Origin of the sequence: Sciscionella marina DSM 45152 (assembly GCF_000379465.1) — a bacterium.
GTDB classification, from domain to species: Bacteria; Actinomycetota; Actinomycetes; order Mycobacteriales; family Pseudonocardiaceae; genus Sciscionella; species Sciscionella marina.
In genome coordinates this window covers 210,357-225,542 of the sequence record NZ_KB905447.1, presented here as the reverse complement: position 1 = coordinate 225,542, position 15,186 = coordinate 210,357, and the positions used below count along the sequence as shown (strand labels likewise).

The following is a 15,186-nucleotide window of genomic DNA, read 5'->3' as shown; positions in this document are numbered from 1 at the left end:
GTGAGCACGGAGCTCACCCCGGCCGACCCGTGCGCCACGGAGTTCCTCGACCGTGCCGAGATCGAGGTCGAGGGGCGGCTCGTGGACGCGTCCAACGCCACCCTGTACTGCGGACTCAGCGCGGACGGCGTGCAGGCGCACTGCGTCTACAAGCCGATCAGCGGGGAACGGCCGCTGTGGGACTTCCCGGACGGTCATCTGGCCTGGCGTGAGTTCGCCACCTACCTGGTGTCCGAGGCCGCCGGATTCCACGTCGTTCCGCCGACCGTGTTGCGTGAGGGCCCGTTCGGCTCCGGCATGGTGCAGCTGTGGGTGGACACCGACGAGGAAACCGAACTGGTGGACATCACCGCCCCGGACGAGGTTCCGGAGGGCTGGCGGCCGATCCTGCGCGCCGAGGACGGGGCGGGAAACCCCGCGGTGCTCGCGCACGCCGATGTCCCGGAGCTGCGCGCGATGGCGGCCCTCGATGTGGTCGTGAACAACACCGACCGCAAGGGCGGGCACGTGCTCAACACCGCGGCCGGGGTGTACGGCGTGGACCACGGAATCTGCCTGCACCAGGAGGACAAGCTGCGCACGATCCTGTGGGGCTTCATGGGCGAACCGCTCGGGGACCGGGTGCGCGCCGGCCTCGAACGGCTGAGCGGGGAACTCGACGGCACGCTCGGTGGCACGCTCGCCGGGTACCTCACCGCCGAGGAACTGCACGCGCTGCGCACCCGCACCCGGCTGCTGTGCGCCGCGGACACCTACCCCGAACCGGGCAACCAGTGGCGCGCGATCCCGTGGCCGGTCTTCTAGGAGCCGCCGGTGAGCAGGAACCTGCTGTTCGCCCGCAGTCGCTCGACGATCTCCGCAGGTGCCGTGTGCGGTGAACCCGCGTCGAACGGTGGCCGCGGGTCGTATTCGATGCCCAGCTGAATGGCGCGGGCCGCGTCCTCCCCGGCGATCCGCGCGGCGAGGGTCAGGCCCATGTCGATCCCGGCCGAGACCCCGGCCGCGGTGATGTACTTACCGTCCACGACCACCCGTTCCTCCGCCGGCGTCGCCCCGTAGCGGGACAACTGGTCGGTGGCCAGCCAGTGCGAGGTCGCCCGCCTGCCGCGCAGCAGCCCCGCGGCGGCGAGCACCAGCGAACCCGTGCACACCGAGGTGGTCCAGGTGCTGCCCGCGTCCACCCCACGCAGCCATTCGTGCACCGGGCCGTCGGTCATCTGCTCGGTCTGTCCTGGGCCGCCGGGGACCACGACCACGTCCGGCGCGGTGACCTCGGCGAGCGTGGCGTCCGCGGACAGGGCGAGCATGCCGTTGTCGGTGCGCGCCGGGCCGGTCTCGGTGCCGACGAAGCGCACCGTTCCGACCCGGCTGAGCACTTCGTACGGCCCGACCGCGTCCAGTGCGGTGAACCGGTCGAACAGCAGGATGGCGATCTCCATGGGGTTACCTTTCGTCCTCAACAAACCCGCCTGCGGTATTCGGCGGGACTGACCGCGAGGGCGCGGATGAACGCCCTGCGCATGGCTTCCGGGGTGCCGTAGCCGCAGTCCCGCGCGACCTCCCCGATGCCGGCACCGGTGTCCTCGAGCCCGCGGCGGGCCGCCTCGAGCCGGACCTGGTCGACGAACCGGCCGGGTGGGACCCCGACCTCCGCGGTGAACGCGCGGGTGAACTGGCGCGGGGACAGGCTGGCGCGTTCGGCGAGCGCGGTGACGCAGAGATCGGCCTCGGGATGCTCGAGGATCCACTGCTGGGCGCGGCGGACCGGGTCCCGGTGCGCGAGTTGCGCGTCGAGCTGGGCACTGAACTGCGCCTGGTTTCCCGGTCGGCGCAGGAACATGACCAGTCCGCGGGCGATCCGCAGCGCGGTGTCCCTGCCGTGGTGCTCCTCGACGATCGCGAGCGCCAGATCGATTCCCGAGGTCACGCCCGCCGATGTGGCCACCGGTCCGTCCCGGACGAAGATCGGCTCAGGATCGACGCGCACATCCGGGTACCGGTCGGCCAGGGCCGCGCAGTAGTACCAATGCGTCGTCGCGCGGCGCCCGTCCAGCAGACCGGCCTCGGCGAGCAGGAAGGCACCGGTGCACACCGAGAGCACCCGGTCCGCGGCCGATCCGGTCACGCGCAGCCAGTCGAGCAGCGCGGGATCGGGCGCTTTCGTCCCCGGACCGCCGGGAACGAGCAGGATCTCCGGCGTCTCGCAGGCCCGCAGGTCCGTGTCCGGGAGCAGGCGCAGCGCGGCGGATGTGCGCACCGGTGCGCCGTCGAGGCCGGCCGTCACCACCCGGTAAGCGGGCTCACCCTTGGCGGTGCGGGCGCCGGTGAACACCTCGAGCGGGCCCGTCACGTCCAGGCTCTGCACGCCGTCGAACAGGGGGATGAGCACGCTTCGCATGCCTAGGATCCTGGCCCGCGGCGGCGATGGCATCAAGGTCGGAAAACCCACCTTTCGCGCTATCGCCTCAACCGCGCCGTGCGCTGACGAGCCAGGTGCTGGAGTCGAACCAGACACCCTCCGCGCTGGTGTGCGCGGCGAGCATGGCGCGCAACCGGTCGATGGTGTGTTCCGCGGCCACGGAATCCATCCGCCGCAGCGCCGAGCTCGTGCACGTGAAGCCGCGGATCCAGTCGAGGGCCGCGGGAATGTCCGCGCCGTAGCAGACGGGCTCGCGGACGTCGGCGAAGTCGATCCCGACGAAGCCCGCGCTCTCCAGGATCTCGGTCACGGCCCGGGGGTCGGACAGCGAGAACGGATCCAGCTCCTCGGCCGCTCCGGGCACATCGAGCGCACGGTCGATGGCGCGAATCCAGTCGTTGCGCTCCCTGGCCTGCCAGACCAGCATCACCAGCCGCCCGCCCGGGCGCAGCGCGTGGGCGATGTTGCCGAAGGCAGCGGCGGGATCGGCGAAGAACATGGTGCCGAACCTGCTGATCGCCAGGTCGAAGTGCTCCGGAGGGAAGCGGTGGGTCTGGGCGTCGCCGTGCGTGAACACCAGGTTGCCGAGCTGTTCGGTATCGGCGAGCTCCCGGGCGCGGTCGACCGACGGTGCGGACACATCGATGCCGAGCGCACTGCCTTCCCCGGCGCGGCGAGCGGCGTGCCGGGTCGTCTGCCCGGCCCCACAGCCGATATCCAGGACTCGATCACGGGGCCGGATCCCGCATGCCCGGTTCAGCACCTCGGTGTAGCGCCGCAGTTCCGAATCGAAGTCGGTGCGCGCGTTCATGAGCGGCTCCTCTGCTGATTCAGGTCTTGAGTCCGGCCGCGACCCGCCGCAGCGTCCGGACGAAGGCGCGCACCACTGGCCGGTCCGAGCCGCGCCGCCAGGCCACGTAGATCTGCCTGGTCATCGGTGGGCGAAGGGGACGGCCGACCACGCCGTCGGGCACCTCGCCGATGGAGATCGCGGGCATCAGGGCGGCGGCGAGCCCGGCGCGCACGATCGCGGCCTGGGTGGGGAGCTCCACGATGTTGTAGTCCAGCCGCGGCTCGATGTGCTGGCTCGCCAGCGCCGCGACCAGGGCGTTGCGGATGTCGCTTTCCGGGCAGGACACCCAGACGAGGTCCGCCGCCTCGGCGAGGTCGAGCACCGGCCGGTCGGCGTAGGGATGGTTCTCGGCGAGCGCCACGTGCACCTCCTCCTCGATGAGCACCTGGTACTCGATCGGCGCGGGCATGGGGGAGGGCATGTCCGGCCACCGCTCACCGACGATCAGGTCCAGCTTGCCCGCCTGCAACAGTGGCATGTGCTCCAGCGATTCGCCGTCGAACACGCTCGGGCGCACCCGCGGATGTTCGGCGGTCAGTTCGGCGAGCGCGGGGGCGACGAGCAGCCGGATGGAGCTGCCCAGTGAGCCGATCCGCACCGGGCCGAGCACCTCCCGGTCCAGATCGGCCAGTTCGCGCTCGGCCTCGCGCAGTTCGGCGGTCATCCGCTCGGCCCGGTCGGCAAGCACCACGCCCGCGTTGGTCAGCCGGACCGAACGCCCATCGCGGGCGGTCAGCGCATGCCCCGCCTCGTGCTCCAGCTTGCCGAGCTGCTGGGAGACCCCGCTCGGGGTCACCGAGAGGGCGGTGGCCGCGGCGGCCACCGATCCGTGGTCCCGCACCGCCAGCAGGACCCGTAGTCGTTCCGCGTTCAACACGGTAGTGAGCCTACTGGATTATGGGTAGAAAGATTCACTTGTGCTACATTTGAATCGCCACCACCATGGAATGCATGGGCCTCTCTACGTTGCGTTCGAACCCGCGCGCCCTGGTGATCGCGGGCACGGTGAACATCTCCTGCTCGGGAATGTTCATCGCGCTGGCCGCGACCACGCCGGCGATCGCGACGGTGTTCCGTTGTCTGCTCGCTCTTCCGTTCCTGATCCCGCTGGCCCTCTGGGAGATCAGGCGGATCGGGTTCGGCAGCCGCTGGCCTGCCCACCTCGGCGCCGGTGCGCTGCTGGGCTGCGATTTCGTGCTGTGGAGCCAGTCCATCGCGGATATCGGTGCGGGTATCTCCACGGTGCTGGTCAACGTGCAGGTGATCGTGGTACCGCTGCTTGCCAGGCTCAGCGGAGAACGCATCAACCGGCGGTTCCTGGTCGTCGCGCCGGTCGCGCTGACCGGCGTGGTGCTCGCCTCCGGGCTGACCACGCCGGGGGACCACACACTGCGCGGCAGCCTGTGCGCGCTCGGGGCCGGAGTCTGCTACAGCGGTTACCTGGTGATCATGCGCCGCACCGCGAAGGACTCGGGCAAGTTCATCCCGGTGACCACCGCGACCGTGGCCACCGCGCTCGTCGGGCTGCTCGCGGGAACGATCGGCGGTTCCTTCCACCTGCCCGGCGCCGCCTCCTTCGGCTGGCTGCTCGTGCTCGCGGTCACCGGACAGGTACTCGGCTGGGTCCTGGTCGGTGCCGGACTGCCCGGGCTCTCCTCGGCGACCGGTGCGGTGCTGTTGCTGCTGCAGCCGGTGCTCGCGGTCGGCTGGGGCGCGCTCGTGCTCGGTGAACGGCCCGGTACGGTGCAGCTGCTCGGCTGCGCCATCGTGGTGGTCGCGCTCTGGCTTTCCTCCCGGGAACCGCGGAAGGCGCGGGTGTCGCAGCCGGTCAAGGCATTCGCCGAACGGTAACCTCGCGGTTCGTGCGTGCCAAGAACTATGGACCCGATGTGCTCGGCAGTGGCCGGGGACGCAAGAAGATCCCCGAGGTACCCGCGGAGGCAGGACTCGTCGTGGAGGACCCGGCATCGGGCTTCTGCGGGGCCGTCGTCCGCATCGAGGCCGGCGGTGTGGTGCTCGAGGACCGGCTCGGCAAGCATCGGGTGTTCCCGCTGCGCCCGGCGGCCTTTCTGCTGGAGGGCAAACCCGTCACGCTGGTCAAACCGAAGGCCGCGGCGGCGAAACCACGGATGAGCGCCTCCGGTTCGGTGCGCGTGGAAGGGCACGCCGCGAGCACCGCGAAGGCGAGCCGGATCTGGGTGGAGGGCATCCACGACGCCGCGCTGGTCGAACGCGTCTGGGGACACGATCTGCGGGTCGAGGGCATCGTCGTGGAACCCCTGCACGGCGTGGACGATCTCGCCGGGCTCATCGGCGAATTCGGTCCCGCCCCGCGCAGGCGCCTCGGCGTGCTCGTGGACCATCTCCTGGAAGGCACCAAGGAATGGCACATCGTCGAGCGGGCCCGCCAGGACAACGTGCTCATCACCGGGCACCCCTATGTGGACATCTGGCAGGCGGTCAAGCCCGCGGTGCTCGGCATCCGGGAATGGCCGGTGATCCCGAAGGGAACACCGTGGAAGGAAGGCGTGTGCGCCGCGCTCGGCTGGGGTGAACCGGCCGAGGGCTGGCGCCGGGTGCTCGCCGCGGTGTCCTCCTACCGGGACGTCGAGACCCCGCTCATCGGCGCGGTGGAGCGGCTCATCGATCACGTCACCGTCCTCGACTGACCGCGTGAAGATCACGCTCCGGTTACGCACCCAGCGTCCCTGAACCGTGCCCTTGCCGTGTCTGTCACGATGTGCGCATGTGGCCGATCGTGTGGCTCGTTCTCGGGCTTGTGCTCGTCGCCGCCGAGACTCTGTCCGGCGACTTCGTGCTCGTCATGCTCGGAATAGGGGCGCTCGGTGCGGCAGGAGCGGGTGCTCTCGGTGCGAATCCGTTGATCAGCGCGGTCGTGTTCGCCGTGCTGTCGGTGGCCATGGTGCTTGGTATCCGGCCCGTGGTGAAGCGGCGGTTCCACGCCGGCACGATCACCCAGACCAACACCGATGCTCTGGTCGGGGCCGACGCGGTCGCGATCACCGAGGTGACCAATGAGGATGGCCGGGTGAAGATCCGCGGGGACGTGTGGTCGGCACGCAGCCTGGAAAGTGAAGTAATCAAACCCGGTGCGGACGTGACAGTGGTGGAGATATCCGGTGCCACCGCCGTCGTGATCGCCAAGTCTTGATAGGGGAGCAATTGACGTGAGTGTCGGCGCTTGGATCGTGATAGCCGTCGTAGTCATCATCGTGCTCATCATCGTCGTCAAGGCGGTGATCGTGATCCCGCAGGCGACGGCGGCGGTGATCGAGCGCCTCGGGCGGTACAAGGCGACCGCGACGCCTGGTCTGAACTTTCTCGTACCGTTCCTCGACCGGGTGCGTGCCCGGATCGATCTGCGCGAACAGGTCGTCTCCTTCCCACCGCAGCCGGTGATCACCCAGGACAACCTGACCGTCTCCATCGACACGGTGGTGTACTTCCAGGTCACCAACCCGCACGACGCGGTGTACGAGATCTCGAACTACATCGTCGGTGTCGAGCAGCTGACCACCACCACGCTGCGCAACCTGGTCGGTGGGATGAGCCTCGAGGAGACGCTGACCTCCCGCGATCAGATCAACCAGCAGCTGCGTGGGGTGCTCGACGAGGCGACCGGACGCTGGGGTATCCGGGTCGCGCGAGTGGAGCTCAAGGCGATCGATCCGCCACCGTCCATTCAGGACTCGATGGAGAAGCAGATGCGTGCCGACCGGGAGAAGCGCGCGATGATCCTGAACGCCGAGGGTGAGCGGGAGTCCGCGATCAAGACCGCGGAAGGACAGAAGCAAAGCGAGATCCTGTCCGCGGAAGGCGCCAAGCAGGCCGCGATCCTGAACGCGGAAGCCGAGCGGCAGTCCCGGATCCTGCGCGCCCAGGGTGACCGCGCCGCCCGCTACCTGCAGGCGCAGGGGCAGGCGAAGGCGATCGAGAAGGTGTTCTCGGCGATCAAGCAGGGCCGCCCGACCCCGGAAGTGCTCGCCTACCAGTACCTGCAGACCTTGCCGCAGATGGCGCAGGGCGATGCGAACAAAGTCTGGATGGTGCCCACCGACTACGGCAAGGCGCTCGAAGGCTTTGCCAAGATGCTCGGGGCGCCCGGCGAGGACGGGGTGTTCCGCTACGAGCCGCCCGCCTACGAGCAGCCGAGCGAGCACGCCGAGGACGAGGACGAGACCATCAAGCACTGGTTCGACACCTCGACCGACCCCAGGGTCGCCGAAGCGGTGGCCGCCGCCGAAGCGGTCGCACGGCAGGAGGTGGAGAGCCCGCTGGACCAGCCGAAGGCGAGCGGGTCTGCCAAGCGGGCGCTCGGCGCCGAGGAAAGCGAACCCAAGAAGGCCGAACCGAAGCAGCAGGCCGCGCCCGAGGCGCCGCAGCAGGTGGAGCCCGCGAAACCGGCCGGTCAGCAGCAGTACCCGCCGCTTCCGCCGCAGCAGGGGCACCCGACACCACCGCCGCCCGCGCAGCAGCAGCCCTACCAGCAGCCGCACCCGGGCCAGGGGCAGCAGCCCCAGCAGGGATGGCCCCAGCAGGGCGGTCAGCAGCCGTACCAGGGACACCAGCCCTATCAGCGTCCGCAGCAGCCGCCGGCCACCGGAGGCGGCTCGCCGGAGCTGTCCGACTGAGCTCATCCGGCAGAAACGGGCGGGGTACCTGGTACCCCGCCCGTTTGTGTGTGTCCGCCGTGGTTCAGCTCAGGCCGCGCTCGGCCCGGTATTGCTCCAGCAGCTCCGGAAAATCGTCCTCTCCGGCGACGTGCAGGCTCACCACCCGGGTATCGCCGACGACCGGGCGGACCCGGCCGGTCACCTCGAACGCGGTGTACGGGGTGGCCAGAATCCTGAGCGCGAGATCGTCGTCCGCGAACCCGAATCCGGGGTTGAGTAGCATCGGTACAGCGCTTAGTGCTGAGCCGGAGTCTGCTGGTCAGCGCGGTGCGGATACGGTTTCGCCGTGCCGGTGGGGTTTCTGACCGATGAGCAGGGGGAGTCCTGCGGGACGTTCCGAGTAGAGAGGATCGCCGTCTGGCCGGCAAGCTGACGGTGCATCACTGGAGCGATGTTGCCGCCGGGGTGGCGGAGATGCGCCGGGTCGCAAGGCGCCGCCTGGTGTTCTTCACGTGGCGGCCGGAAAGGATGGCCGAGTTCTGGCTGCTCTCCGAGTACCTTCCGGCTGCCGCACGAACTGACGCCACTCAGGCGATTCCGGTACAGCGCTTGTGCCGACTGCTTGGGGCGGATGCGACGGTGCGGGCGGTGCCCGTGCCGTACGACTGCATCGACGGCTTCGGGGCCGCGTACTGGCGCCGCCCCGAGACCTACCTCGACCCCGATGTGCGTGCTGGCATGTCAATGCTGGCCAAGACAGACACCGAAGCGCTTGCGCCCGGGCTCCAGCAGCTTGCCGACGATCTACGAACCCGACGGTGGCATCACGAGCACGCGGACCTGCTCGCACTCGACGCTCTCGATGTCGGGTACAGCACGGTCACGGTCGATCTCGTCTCATAGGCCGATCTCGATCCGAAACATGTCCGGTGCCGGTGACAGCGCATACCGTCTGGGCGATGAGACGTCTGCCGCAGGTGGACCGGTTCTTCATGCCGGGCTGTACGGCCGCACACCGATGGTTCCGGAGAGCCAAGAGTAATTACATAGAAAAATTATCTAAATGTCCCGGGTGGTGAGAAGGTTCGAGTGGCACCACCCAGGCGTGATCGAGGTCAAACTCATAGTACCGCAACACGAAGGGGGTAGTAGTCGTCGAGTTGCTAGATAGGTTATATAACTCCATGATATAAATGAGCTATGGGTGAGATGGAGCGCGACCAGGGGCGGGATGACGTCACGGAGGTTTTCGACGAGGTCATCCGCCTGGTGATCCGGCATCTGACCGACCACGGAAGTCTGACGTTCACCGCGATCATGTGCCTTGGCAGGCTCTACCGGGACGGCCCGACGCGGCTGACGGTACTGGCGGCGGCGGAAGGTACCAGCCAGCCCTCGACGAGCCAGCTGGTGCAGCGCCTGGAGCGGCAGGGGCTGGTGGTGCGGGTCAGGGATCCCGAGGACGGGAGAGCGTCGCTCATCGCGCTCAGCGACGCCGGTCGCACCCTGGTGGCCAACCGTCTCCGCGATCGCCATGACCGCCTGGCGGAGTTGCTGGCAACGCTCTCCCCCGAGGACGATGCCTCGCTTCGGTTGGCGATGAATGTGACTCGACCGATCATCCGGCGGTTGATCGAGACCGCCCGCCGGTCGGACACCCAGGCCACGTCCTGACGACTTGACCACCCGATCCATTCCGGAGGTAGACCATGACCACACCATCCAAAACCGCCACCGCTTCCGCCTCCCCGCGATCCCACACGGGGAAGCGTCCGGTCGACTACGACGTGGTGGTCGCCGGGGCCGGCCCCGCGGGGCTGATGCTGGCCGGTGAGTTGCGGGCCGGCGGTGCCTCGGTAATCGTGCTGGAACGGTTGACCGAGGCCGATCCTATCCTCAAGGCAGGAACCGTGAACCGGCCCAATATCGAGGCGTTCTACCGGCGCGGCCTGCTTCCCGCGCTGCGGCAAGCCCAGCAGGAGACGGAGTGGACCGTCTCCTACCTCTCCACCCGGCGGCCGGACGGCACGAGCGCGCTGCCCAGGTTCTCCGGACATTTCGCGGCGATCATGCTCAGCGGCGAGATGCTGGACGAGTCCGACCCGGACCTGGCTGGGCTCAATCCCCCGGACATGGTCGACCTGGTCCACCAGAAGCAGGTCGAGGCGATCCTCGCCGATCACGCTGCCGGGCTCGGCGTGGAAGTTCGTCGCGGGGTGGAGGTGACTGGTTTCGAACAGGACGCCGAAGGGGTGACGGTCGCGACCGATCAGGGGCCGATCCAGTGCGGATGGCTCGTCGGCTGCGACGGCGGCCGCAGTACGGTGCGCAAGCTCGCCGGGTTCGACTTTCCCGGCACTGACCCGGAAATCACCGCCTACCACGGGATCGCCGACATCGTCGGCGTGCAGGACCTTGGTGTCGGTTGGCACGCGACCGACACCGGCGTCTACCTCAACGACCCGCCGCGCGGGCGAATCACCACGGTCGCGTTCGACGGTGCACCGGCCGACCACGACACTCCGGCGACGGCCGAGGACCTACAGGCATCCATCCGCTACGTGACCGGCGCCGATGCCACGGTCACCGGGATCACGAGCCTGACCCGGTTCACCGACAACACCCGTCAGGCCACGACCTACCGGCAGGGGCGAGTGCTGCTCGCCGGCGACGCGGCCCACGTGCACCCTCCGTTCGGCGGGCAGGGGCTCAACCTGAGCGTGGGCGACGCGATGAACCTCGGTTGGAAGCTCGCCGCCACCGTGCGGGGGACGGCACCGGACGGGCTGCTGGACACCTACACCGCCGAGCGGCATCCCCTCGGCGCCTGGGTGCTGAACTGGACGCGTGCCCAAATCACGGTGATGCGCCCGGAGCCCCATGCCCGTGCGCTGCGCGAGGTGGTGACCGACCTGGCACGGACCGTGGACGGTGCCACGTACTTCGCGAAGAAGATCTCGGGCCTCTGGCAGCGATACGACCTTTCCGGTGACCATCCGCTTGTCGGCGCAAGCGCACCCGACTACGAGTTGGCTGACGGGTCCCGGCTCGCCGACCACATGCACGACGGCAGGGCGCTCCTGTTGGATCCCTCCGGTGCGCGGCACGACCTCGTTGCCCCATACCGCGACCGCATGCGGACGATCACCACGGCCCCACTGACCGACGACGCTCCGGCGGCTATGTTCGTACGGCCCGACGGTTACGTTGGCTGGGCCGGCGAACCCGACCGGAGCTCGCTGGACAAGGCACTGCAGGCCTGGCTCGGCGTCCCACTGGCACATTCGAGCCAGACTCCGGAAGCTCCGGCTTAGCGCTCACCGCTGTACCGCTGCTACTCAAGCCCGGAATTCCCACGGCACCGGGCAAGGGCTGGCGTGCCACTCGTCCGGGCACAGGGTGCGGGCGATCGGTTCCCGCGCCGCGAGCTGTTCCTCGTCGCTGGTGCAGCCGTGCACCCGGACCTCGTACACCCGCCGCTCGCCGAGCTCAGGCATCGGACCGCTGGTTGTTGTTCAGCTGCCAGCGCATCAGCAGGAGCCCACCGAGGACGACGGGAAACAGCGGCAGGATCCACTCGTGCAGGACCGGGCCGAAGAACACCGATACGCCGAAGGCGAGCAGCAGCACCGGGAACAGCGGCACCCGGTTCCGGTGCTGTGGCGGCGCCGGATAGGCGGGCTGCACCGGCGGTGGTGGGGGCGGCGGTGACTGCTGGCCCGCCGGCGGCAGATCACCGAGCAGGGCCAGCAGATCGCTCGGCCAGCGTGCCTCGTACACATCGGCCATGCGCTGATCGGCTTCGGCGACGGTGAGGTGACCGGAACCGACCGCGGCGATGATCCGCCGCGAGGCCTGTTCGCGCTCCACGTCCCCGATGCGGTACTCGCCGGCGACCACACGCGGCTGGCCTGCGGGTTCGGTTGGCGTACTCATGCCATCAATGATCGGCACACCGGTACGCCCGCGCATCAGGTTCAGGCCGTATCCCGACCCTGAACTTTCTCAGGGTCGGGGCACATCCGTGGGCGCATAGTGCAGGTTGAGCACGCCGGTGGAGAACGTCTCCTGCCGCAGGAGCCGCATCGGATGGATCCCGACCGCGTCGAACAGCCGTTGCCCTTCGCCGACCGCGATCGGATGCACCATGAGGTTCAGCTCGTCGAGCAGACCGTTCGCCAGCAGCCAGCGCACCAGCGTCGCACTGCCGGAGATCCCGATAGCGCCGGGGGTCCACACCTTGAGCTTCTCGATCTCCGCGACATCCACGGCGAGCGCGGTCGTGTTCCGCCACGCCGGCTCGGTGATCGAGTTCGACACCACGTACTTGGGGATCCGGTTGATGAACTCACCGAACGGATCCCCGGATGGATCCTCCGGCCAGTGCACCGACCATTCGTCGTACAGTAGCCGGCCCATCAGCATCGCTTCCGTGGAAGCGATGCTCCGGTCCATCGCCGCGCCCATTTCCTCGTTGAAGTACCGGAAATGCCACTTGTCCGGGGACTCGACGACGCCGTCGAGCGAGATGAAGAAGTGCGAGATGATCCTGCCCATGGAACTCTCCGTTATCGGTCACCGTATCGCCTTGCGGTAAAGGCTCTCGTCATCGATATCGGCGCGAGAACGGTCGGGAAGCAGCCACAAACAGATCAAGGTAACGATCGCGGTGAACACCATCAGCCCGGAAATGGCGTACGGCGTCATGGTCTCGTGCAGCAGGAAGGTCGCCAGCAGGGGAGCGGGCCCACCGGCGAACACACTCGCCAGCTGATAGCCGAGACCCGCCCCGCCATAGCGCAGCCTGGTCGGGAAGCTTTCGCTGATCAGCGCTGCTTGCGGGCCGTAATGCAGCGCGTGCGGGATGAACGAGATGATCACCATCGCGAACACCGCGACCGGCCCTGCGTTGTCCAGAACGGCGAAATACGGGGCCGCGATCACGATGATGCCGACCGCGCCGATGGCATAGATCCGCTTGCGTCCGAACCTGTCCGAGAACGCGGAGAACAACGGAATCGTGATCAATTCGAAAGCGGCCGCGACCATCAGCGCGGTGAGCGCGAAGGACTTCGAGAAGCCCTGATCCTCGAGATAGGTGAGCACGAAACTGGAGAACAGGTAGAACGGCAGCTGCTCGGAGAACCGCAGACCCGCGGAGAGCAGGATCTCCTTGGGATGTTTCCGGATCGCCTCCGTCACCGGTTTGCGCGCGGTGCGCTTCTCCGCGATGACCCGCGCGAACATCGGGGTCTCCAGGATCGAGAGCCGGATGACCAGCCCGATCGCCACGAGCACCAGGCTGAACAGGAACGGCAGCCGCCAGCCCCAGGAAGCGAAGGACTCCGGGTCCATCACCGAGGACACCAGCGTCATGCCGCCGGTACCCACCACGAGCCCGATCGGCACCCCGACCTGGGCGAAACTGCCGAAGAACCCCCGTTTGCCCTGCGCGCCCCACTCCATGGTGAGTAGCACCGAACCGCTCCACTCGCCGCCGACCGCGATGCCCTGTACGACGCGCAGCAGCACGAGCAGCAGCGGAGCCCAGAGCCCGATCGTGCCCGCCCCGGGCAGCACCCCGATGATGCCGGAGGCGATCCCCATCAGCAGCAGCGTGATGATCAGCGTCGTCTTGCGGCCGAGCCGGTCTCCCCAGTAGCCGAAGATCGCGGCACCGATCGGCCGGGCGACGAACCCGACCGCGTAGGTCCCGAAGGACTGCATGATTCCGGCGTATTCGCTCGAAGCGGGGAAGAACAGCGCCGGGAAGATGAGCGCGCTCGCCGTGTTGTAGAGGAAGAAGTCGTACCACTCGATGGTGGTGCCGATCGCGCTCGCCGCGGCCGCCCTGCGGACCTGGGAGCGTGTGGTACGCGTGTCCTCGCCCGCGCGCAGGGACTGCTCAGCATCACCGTGTTCGAGTACCACCCAAGCCGCCCTTCGTCGCACGAGCCGCGCAGTAGCCTGCACGCAGCGGGCTAGAATGCGCAAGGGGCGAACCGAATGAAACGGATACCGGTGATGCGTGGCTACCTTTTCCCGACCGCGATCGGCCAGTGCGCGATCACCTGGTCCGACACCGGAGTGCGCTCGCTGCGGCTGCCGGAGTCGAGCACCGAACGCACCCTGCTGCTGACGGGCGCGGAGGAGAACGAACCGCAGCCACCGGACTGGGTGCGCACCGCCACGGACCGGGTGGCCCGGCTGCTGGAGGGGGAGCGGGACGACCTGGTCGACATCCCGGTCGACTACACGGAAGTGCCGGAGTTCGCCGTCGCCGTGTACCGGGCGACCCGGGCCGTGGTACCCGGAACGACGGTCAGCTACGGAGAGATCGCGGGCCGTGTCGGCGAACCCGGTGCCGCGCAGGCCGTCGGGCGGGCACTCGGGAACAACCCGGTCACGATCATCGTGCCCTGCCACCGGGTGCTGGCCTCGGACGGCTCGATGCACGGCTTCAGCGCGAACGGGGGCGTGCACACCAAGCGCCGCATGCTGACCATCGAAGGGGCACTGGAACCGGCGCTGTTCGAGCTGTAGCTCATCCGGTCGCGAGGCGCTTCGGCGCGGCCTGCCGCCATGCCTCGGTCACCAGCTCGGCCAGCTGGTCATCGGCGATCGTGGCCAGCCGCACCCGGATCCAGCCGTGCTGCCCCTGATAGGGCGCCACCGCGAAGGTACCCGGATCGAGCGCCAGCGCCGCGGCCTGCTCCTCGTGCGTCGCGCGCAGCACCACGCACTGCTCGTCCGCGGCGAGCGTGGCGAACAGCTTGGCACCGACCCGGAAAGCCGATTTGCCCCAGGTCTCGCGTTCGAACACCTCGGGGAGACCGAGCGCGAGGGCCCGCAACCGAGTGGCGTCAGGCATGAGACCGCCGCCATTCGGCCAGTACCGCGTCGATGTCGAAGGGGCGCACCCCAAGCGGCGGCCCATCGTTGGGACGGCGCAGTTCCTCGCGGATGCGGTCGTTGATGGTTTCGACGATCTCCCGGGCACCCCGCTCGGTTTTCGCCTCGAGTGCCGCGCGATGGGCGTCCTCGGCCGCCTTCCGGATCGCGAACGGCCCGGGCAGATGCGTGATGTTCTCCCGGCGGATCTTGTCCTTGACCCACCACAGCTCGTCGTACCGTTCACCGGCGCCGGGCAGCGGCTTGCCGTACCCGGGCAGATCGTCGAACTGGCCGCGCTCGCTCGCCTCGCGGACCTGTTTGTCCACCCAGGACTCGAACGGCATATCGCGCGGCTTCTTCTCGGTCATACGGCTATGCTGCCAGCG

General features: G+C 68.6%; 20 protein-coding genes. 9 read left to right on the top strand and 11 right to left on the bottom strand.

The features are described 5' to 3' along the window. Positions 1-804 (top strand): SCO1664 family protein, encoded by an 804-nt coding sequence (locus tag A37U_RS0138670; RefSeq protein WP_020502018.1) that lies wholly within the window; start codon positions 1-3, stop codon positions 802-804. Here A37U_RS0138670 and A37U_RS0138665 read toward each other — a convergent pair. The 4 genes from A37U_RS0138665 to A37U_RS0138650 all read right to left on the bottom strand — a co-directional run bounded on the left by A37U_RS0138665 (position 801) and on the right by A37U_RS0138650 (position 4,149). Further along, positions 801-1,439, bottom strand: coding sequence for a DJ-1/PfpI family protein (locus A37U_RS0138665; RefSeq protein ID WP_020502017.1), 639 nt, complete (start codon positions 1,437-1,439; stop codon positions 801-803). The genes A37U_RS0138670 and A37U_RS0138665 overlap by 4 nt on opposite strands. Positions 1,440-1,456: 17 nt before the next feature. After that, entirely contained in the window at positions 1,457-2,398 is a 942-nt protein-coding gene (locus tag A37U_RS0138660; protein WP_020502016.1) for a GlxA family transcriptional regulator, read from the bottom strand. A gap of 67 nt (positions 2,399-2,465) precedes the next feature. Then, positions 2,466-3,230 (bottom strand): class I SAM-dependent methyltransferase, encoded by a 765-nt coding sequence (locus tag A37U_RS0138655; protein ID WP_020502015.1) that lies wholly within the window; start codon positions 3,228-3,230, stop codon positions 2,466-2,468. Positions 3,231-3,249: 19 nt separating this feature from the next. After that, a complete protein-coding gene (locus tag A37U_RS0138650) occupies positions 3,250-4,149 on the bottom strand; it encodes a LysR family transcriptional regulator (protein WP_020502014.1) in 900 nt (299 codons plus the stop codon). A gap of 74 nt (positions 4,150-4,223) precedes the next feature. Between A37U_RS0138650 and A37U_RS0138645 the strand changes: the two genes are divergently transcribed. The 4 genes from A37U_RS0138645 to A37U_RS0138630 all read left to right on the top strand — a co-directional run bounded on the left by A37U_RS0138645 (position 4,224) and on the right by A37U_RS0138630 (position 7,924). Continuing rightward, a complete protein-coding gene (locus tag A37U_RS0138645) occupies positions 4,224-5,123 on the top strand; it encodes a DMT family transporter (protein WP_063712893.1) in 900 nt (299 codons plus the stop codon). Positions 5,124-5,134: 11 nt separating this feature from the next. Then, positions 5,135-5,941, top strand: coding sequence for a DUF3097 domain-containing protein (locus A37U_RS0138640; RefSeq protein ID WP_020502011.1), 807 nt, complete (start codon positions 5,135-5,137; stop codon positions 5,939-5,941). Positions 5,942-6,018: 77 nt separating this feature from the next. Beyond that, a complete protein-coding gene (locus A37U_RS0138635) occupies positions 6,019-6,444 on the top strand; it encodes an NfeD family protein (RefSeq protein WP_020502010.1) in 426 nt (141 codons plus the stop codon). 16 nt (positions 6,445-6,460) lie between these two features. Then, positions 6,461-7,924 carry an SPFH domain-containing protein gene (locus A37U_RS0138630; protein WP_020502009.1) on the top strand — a complete coding sequence of 488 codons (1,464 nt, stop codon included), beginning with the start codon at positions 6,461-6,463 and terminating at the stop codon, positions 7,922-7,924. 64 nt (positions 7,925-7,988) lie between these two features. On the opposite strand, the gene A37U_RS0138625 is transcribed toward A37U_RS0138630, so the two are convergent. Further along, entirely contained in the window at positions 7,989-8,189 is a 201-nt protein-coding gene (locus A37U_RS0138625) for a hypothetical protein (RefSeq protein WP_020502008.1), read from the bottom strand. 191 nt (positions 8,190-8,380) lie between these two features. Here A37U_RS0138625 and A37U_RS47550 point away from each other — a divergent pair, with 191 nt between their 5' ends. From A37U_RS47550 to A37U_RS0138610, 3 genes are all read left to right on the top strand, one after another. Next, positions 8,381-8,809 (top strand): hypothetical protein, encoded by a 429-nt coding sequence (locus A37U_RS47550; RefSeq protein WP_157183308.1) that lies wholly within the window; start codon positions 8,381-8,383, stop codon positions 8,807-8,809. A gap of 297 nt (positions 8,810-9,106) precedes the next feature. Further along, positions 9,107-9,580 carry a MarR family winged helix-turn-helix transcriptional regulator gene (locus A37U_RS0138615; RefSeq protein ID WP_020502006.1) on the top strand — a complete coding sequence of 158 codons (474 nt, stop codon included), beginning with the start codon at positions 9,107-9,109 and terminating at the stop codon, positions 9,578-9,580. Between the two features lie 35 nt (positions 9,581-9,615). Then, a complete protein-coding gene (locus tag A37U_RS0138610) occupies positions 9,616-11,220 on the top strand; it encodes an FAD-dependent monooxygenase (RefSeq protein ID WP_020502005.1) in 1,605 nt (534 codons plus the stop codon). Between the two features lie 24 nt (positions 11,221-11,244). Here A37U_RS0138610 and A37U_RS52390 read toward each other — a convergent pair whose 3' ends face one another. From A37U_RS52390 to A37U_RS0138590, 4 genes are all read right to left on the bottom strand, one after another. Next, positions 11,245-11,403, bottom strand: coding sequence for a hypothetical protein (locus A37U_RS52390; RefSeq protein ID WP_020502004.1), 159 nt, complete (start codon positions 11,401-11,403; stop codon positions 11,245-11,247). Further along, positions 11,396-11,842 carry a DUF1707 SHOCT-like domain-containing protein gene (locus tag A37U_RS48935; RefSeq protein ID WP_169527018.1) on the bottom strand — a complete coding sequence of 149 codons (447 nt, stop codon included), beginning with the start codon at positions 11,840-11,842 and terminating at the stop codon, positions 11,396-11,398. The genes A37U_RS52390 and A37U_RS48935 overlap by 8 nt, the downstream gene beginning before the upstream one ends. Before the next feature lie 69 nt (positions 11,843-11,911). Beyond that, positions 11,912-12,463 carry a dihydrofolate reductase family protein gene (locus A37U_RS0138595; protein WP_020502002.1) on the bottom strand — a complete coding sequence of 184 codons (552 nt, stop codon included), beginning with the start codon at positions 12,461-12,463 and terminating at the stop codon, positions 11,912-11,914. Between the two features lie 18 nt (positions 12,464-12,481). After that, positions 12,482-13,804: an MFS transporter gene (locus tag A37U_RS0138590; protein ID WP_026198067.1), complete on the bottom strand. Its 1,323-nt coding sequence runs from the start codon at positions 13,802-13,804 to the stop codon at positions 12,482-12,484. Between the two features lie 108 nt (positions 13,805-13,912). On the opposite strand from A37U_RS0138590, the gene A37U_RS0138585 reads away from it, so the two are divergent. Next, positions 13,913-14,449: a methylated-DNA--[protein]-cysteine S-methyltransferase gene (locus tag A37U_RS0138585; RefSeq protein ID WP_240437812.1), complete on the top strand. Its 537-nt coding sequence runs from the start codon at positions 13,913-13,915 to the stop codon at positions 14,447-14,449. 1 nt (position 14,450) lies between these two features. Here the strand turns inward: A37U_RS0138585 and A37U_RS0138580 are convergent, their stop codons facing one another. Further along, positions 14,451-14,777 (bottom strand): MmcQ/YjbR family DNA-binding protein, encoded by a 327-nt coding sequence (locus tag A37U_RS0138580; RefSeq protein ID WP_026198066.1) that lies wholly within the window; start codon positions 14,775-14,777, stop codon positions 14,451-14,453. After that, on the bottom strand, positions 14,770-15,168 hold the full coding sequence (locus A37U_RS0138575; protein ID WP_020501998.1) for a DnaJ family domain-containing protein: 399 nt from the start codon (positions 15,166-15,168) through the stop codon (positions 14,770-14,772). The genes A37U_RS0138580 and A37U_RS0138575 overlap by 8 nt, the downstream gene beginning before the upstream one ends. Positions 15,169-15,186 lie beyond the last annotated feature (18 nt).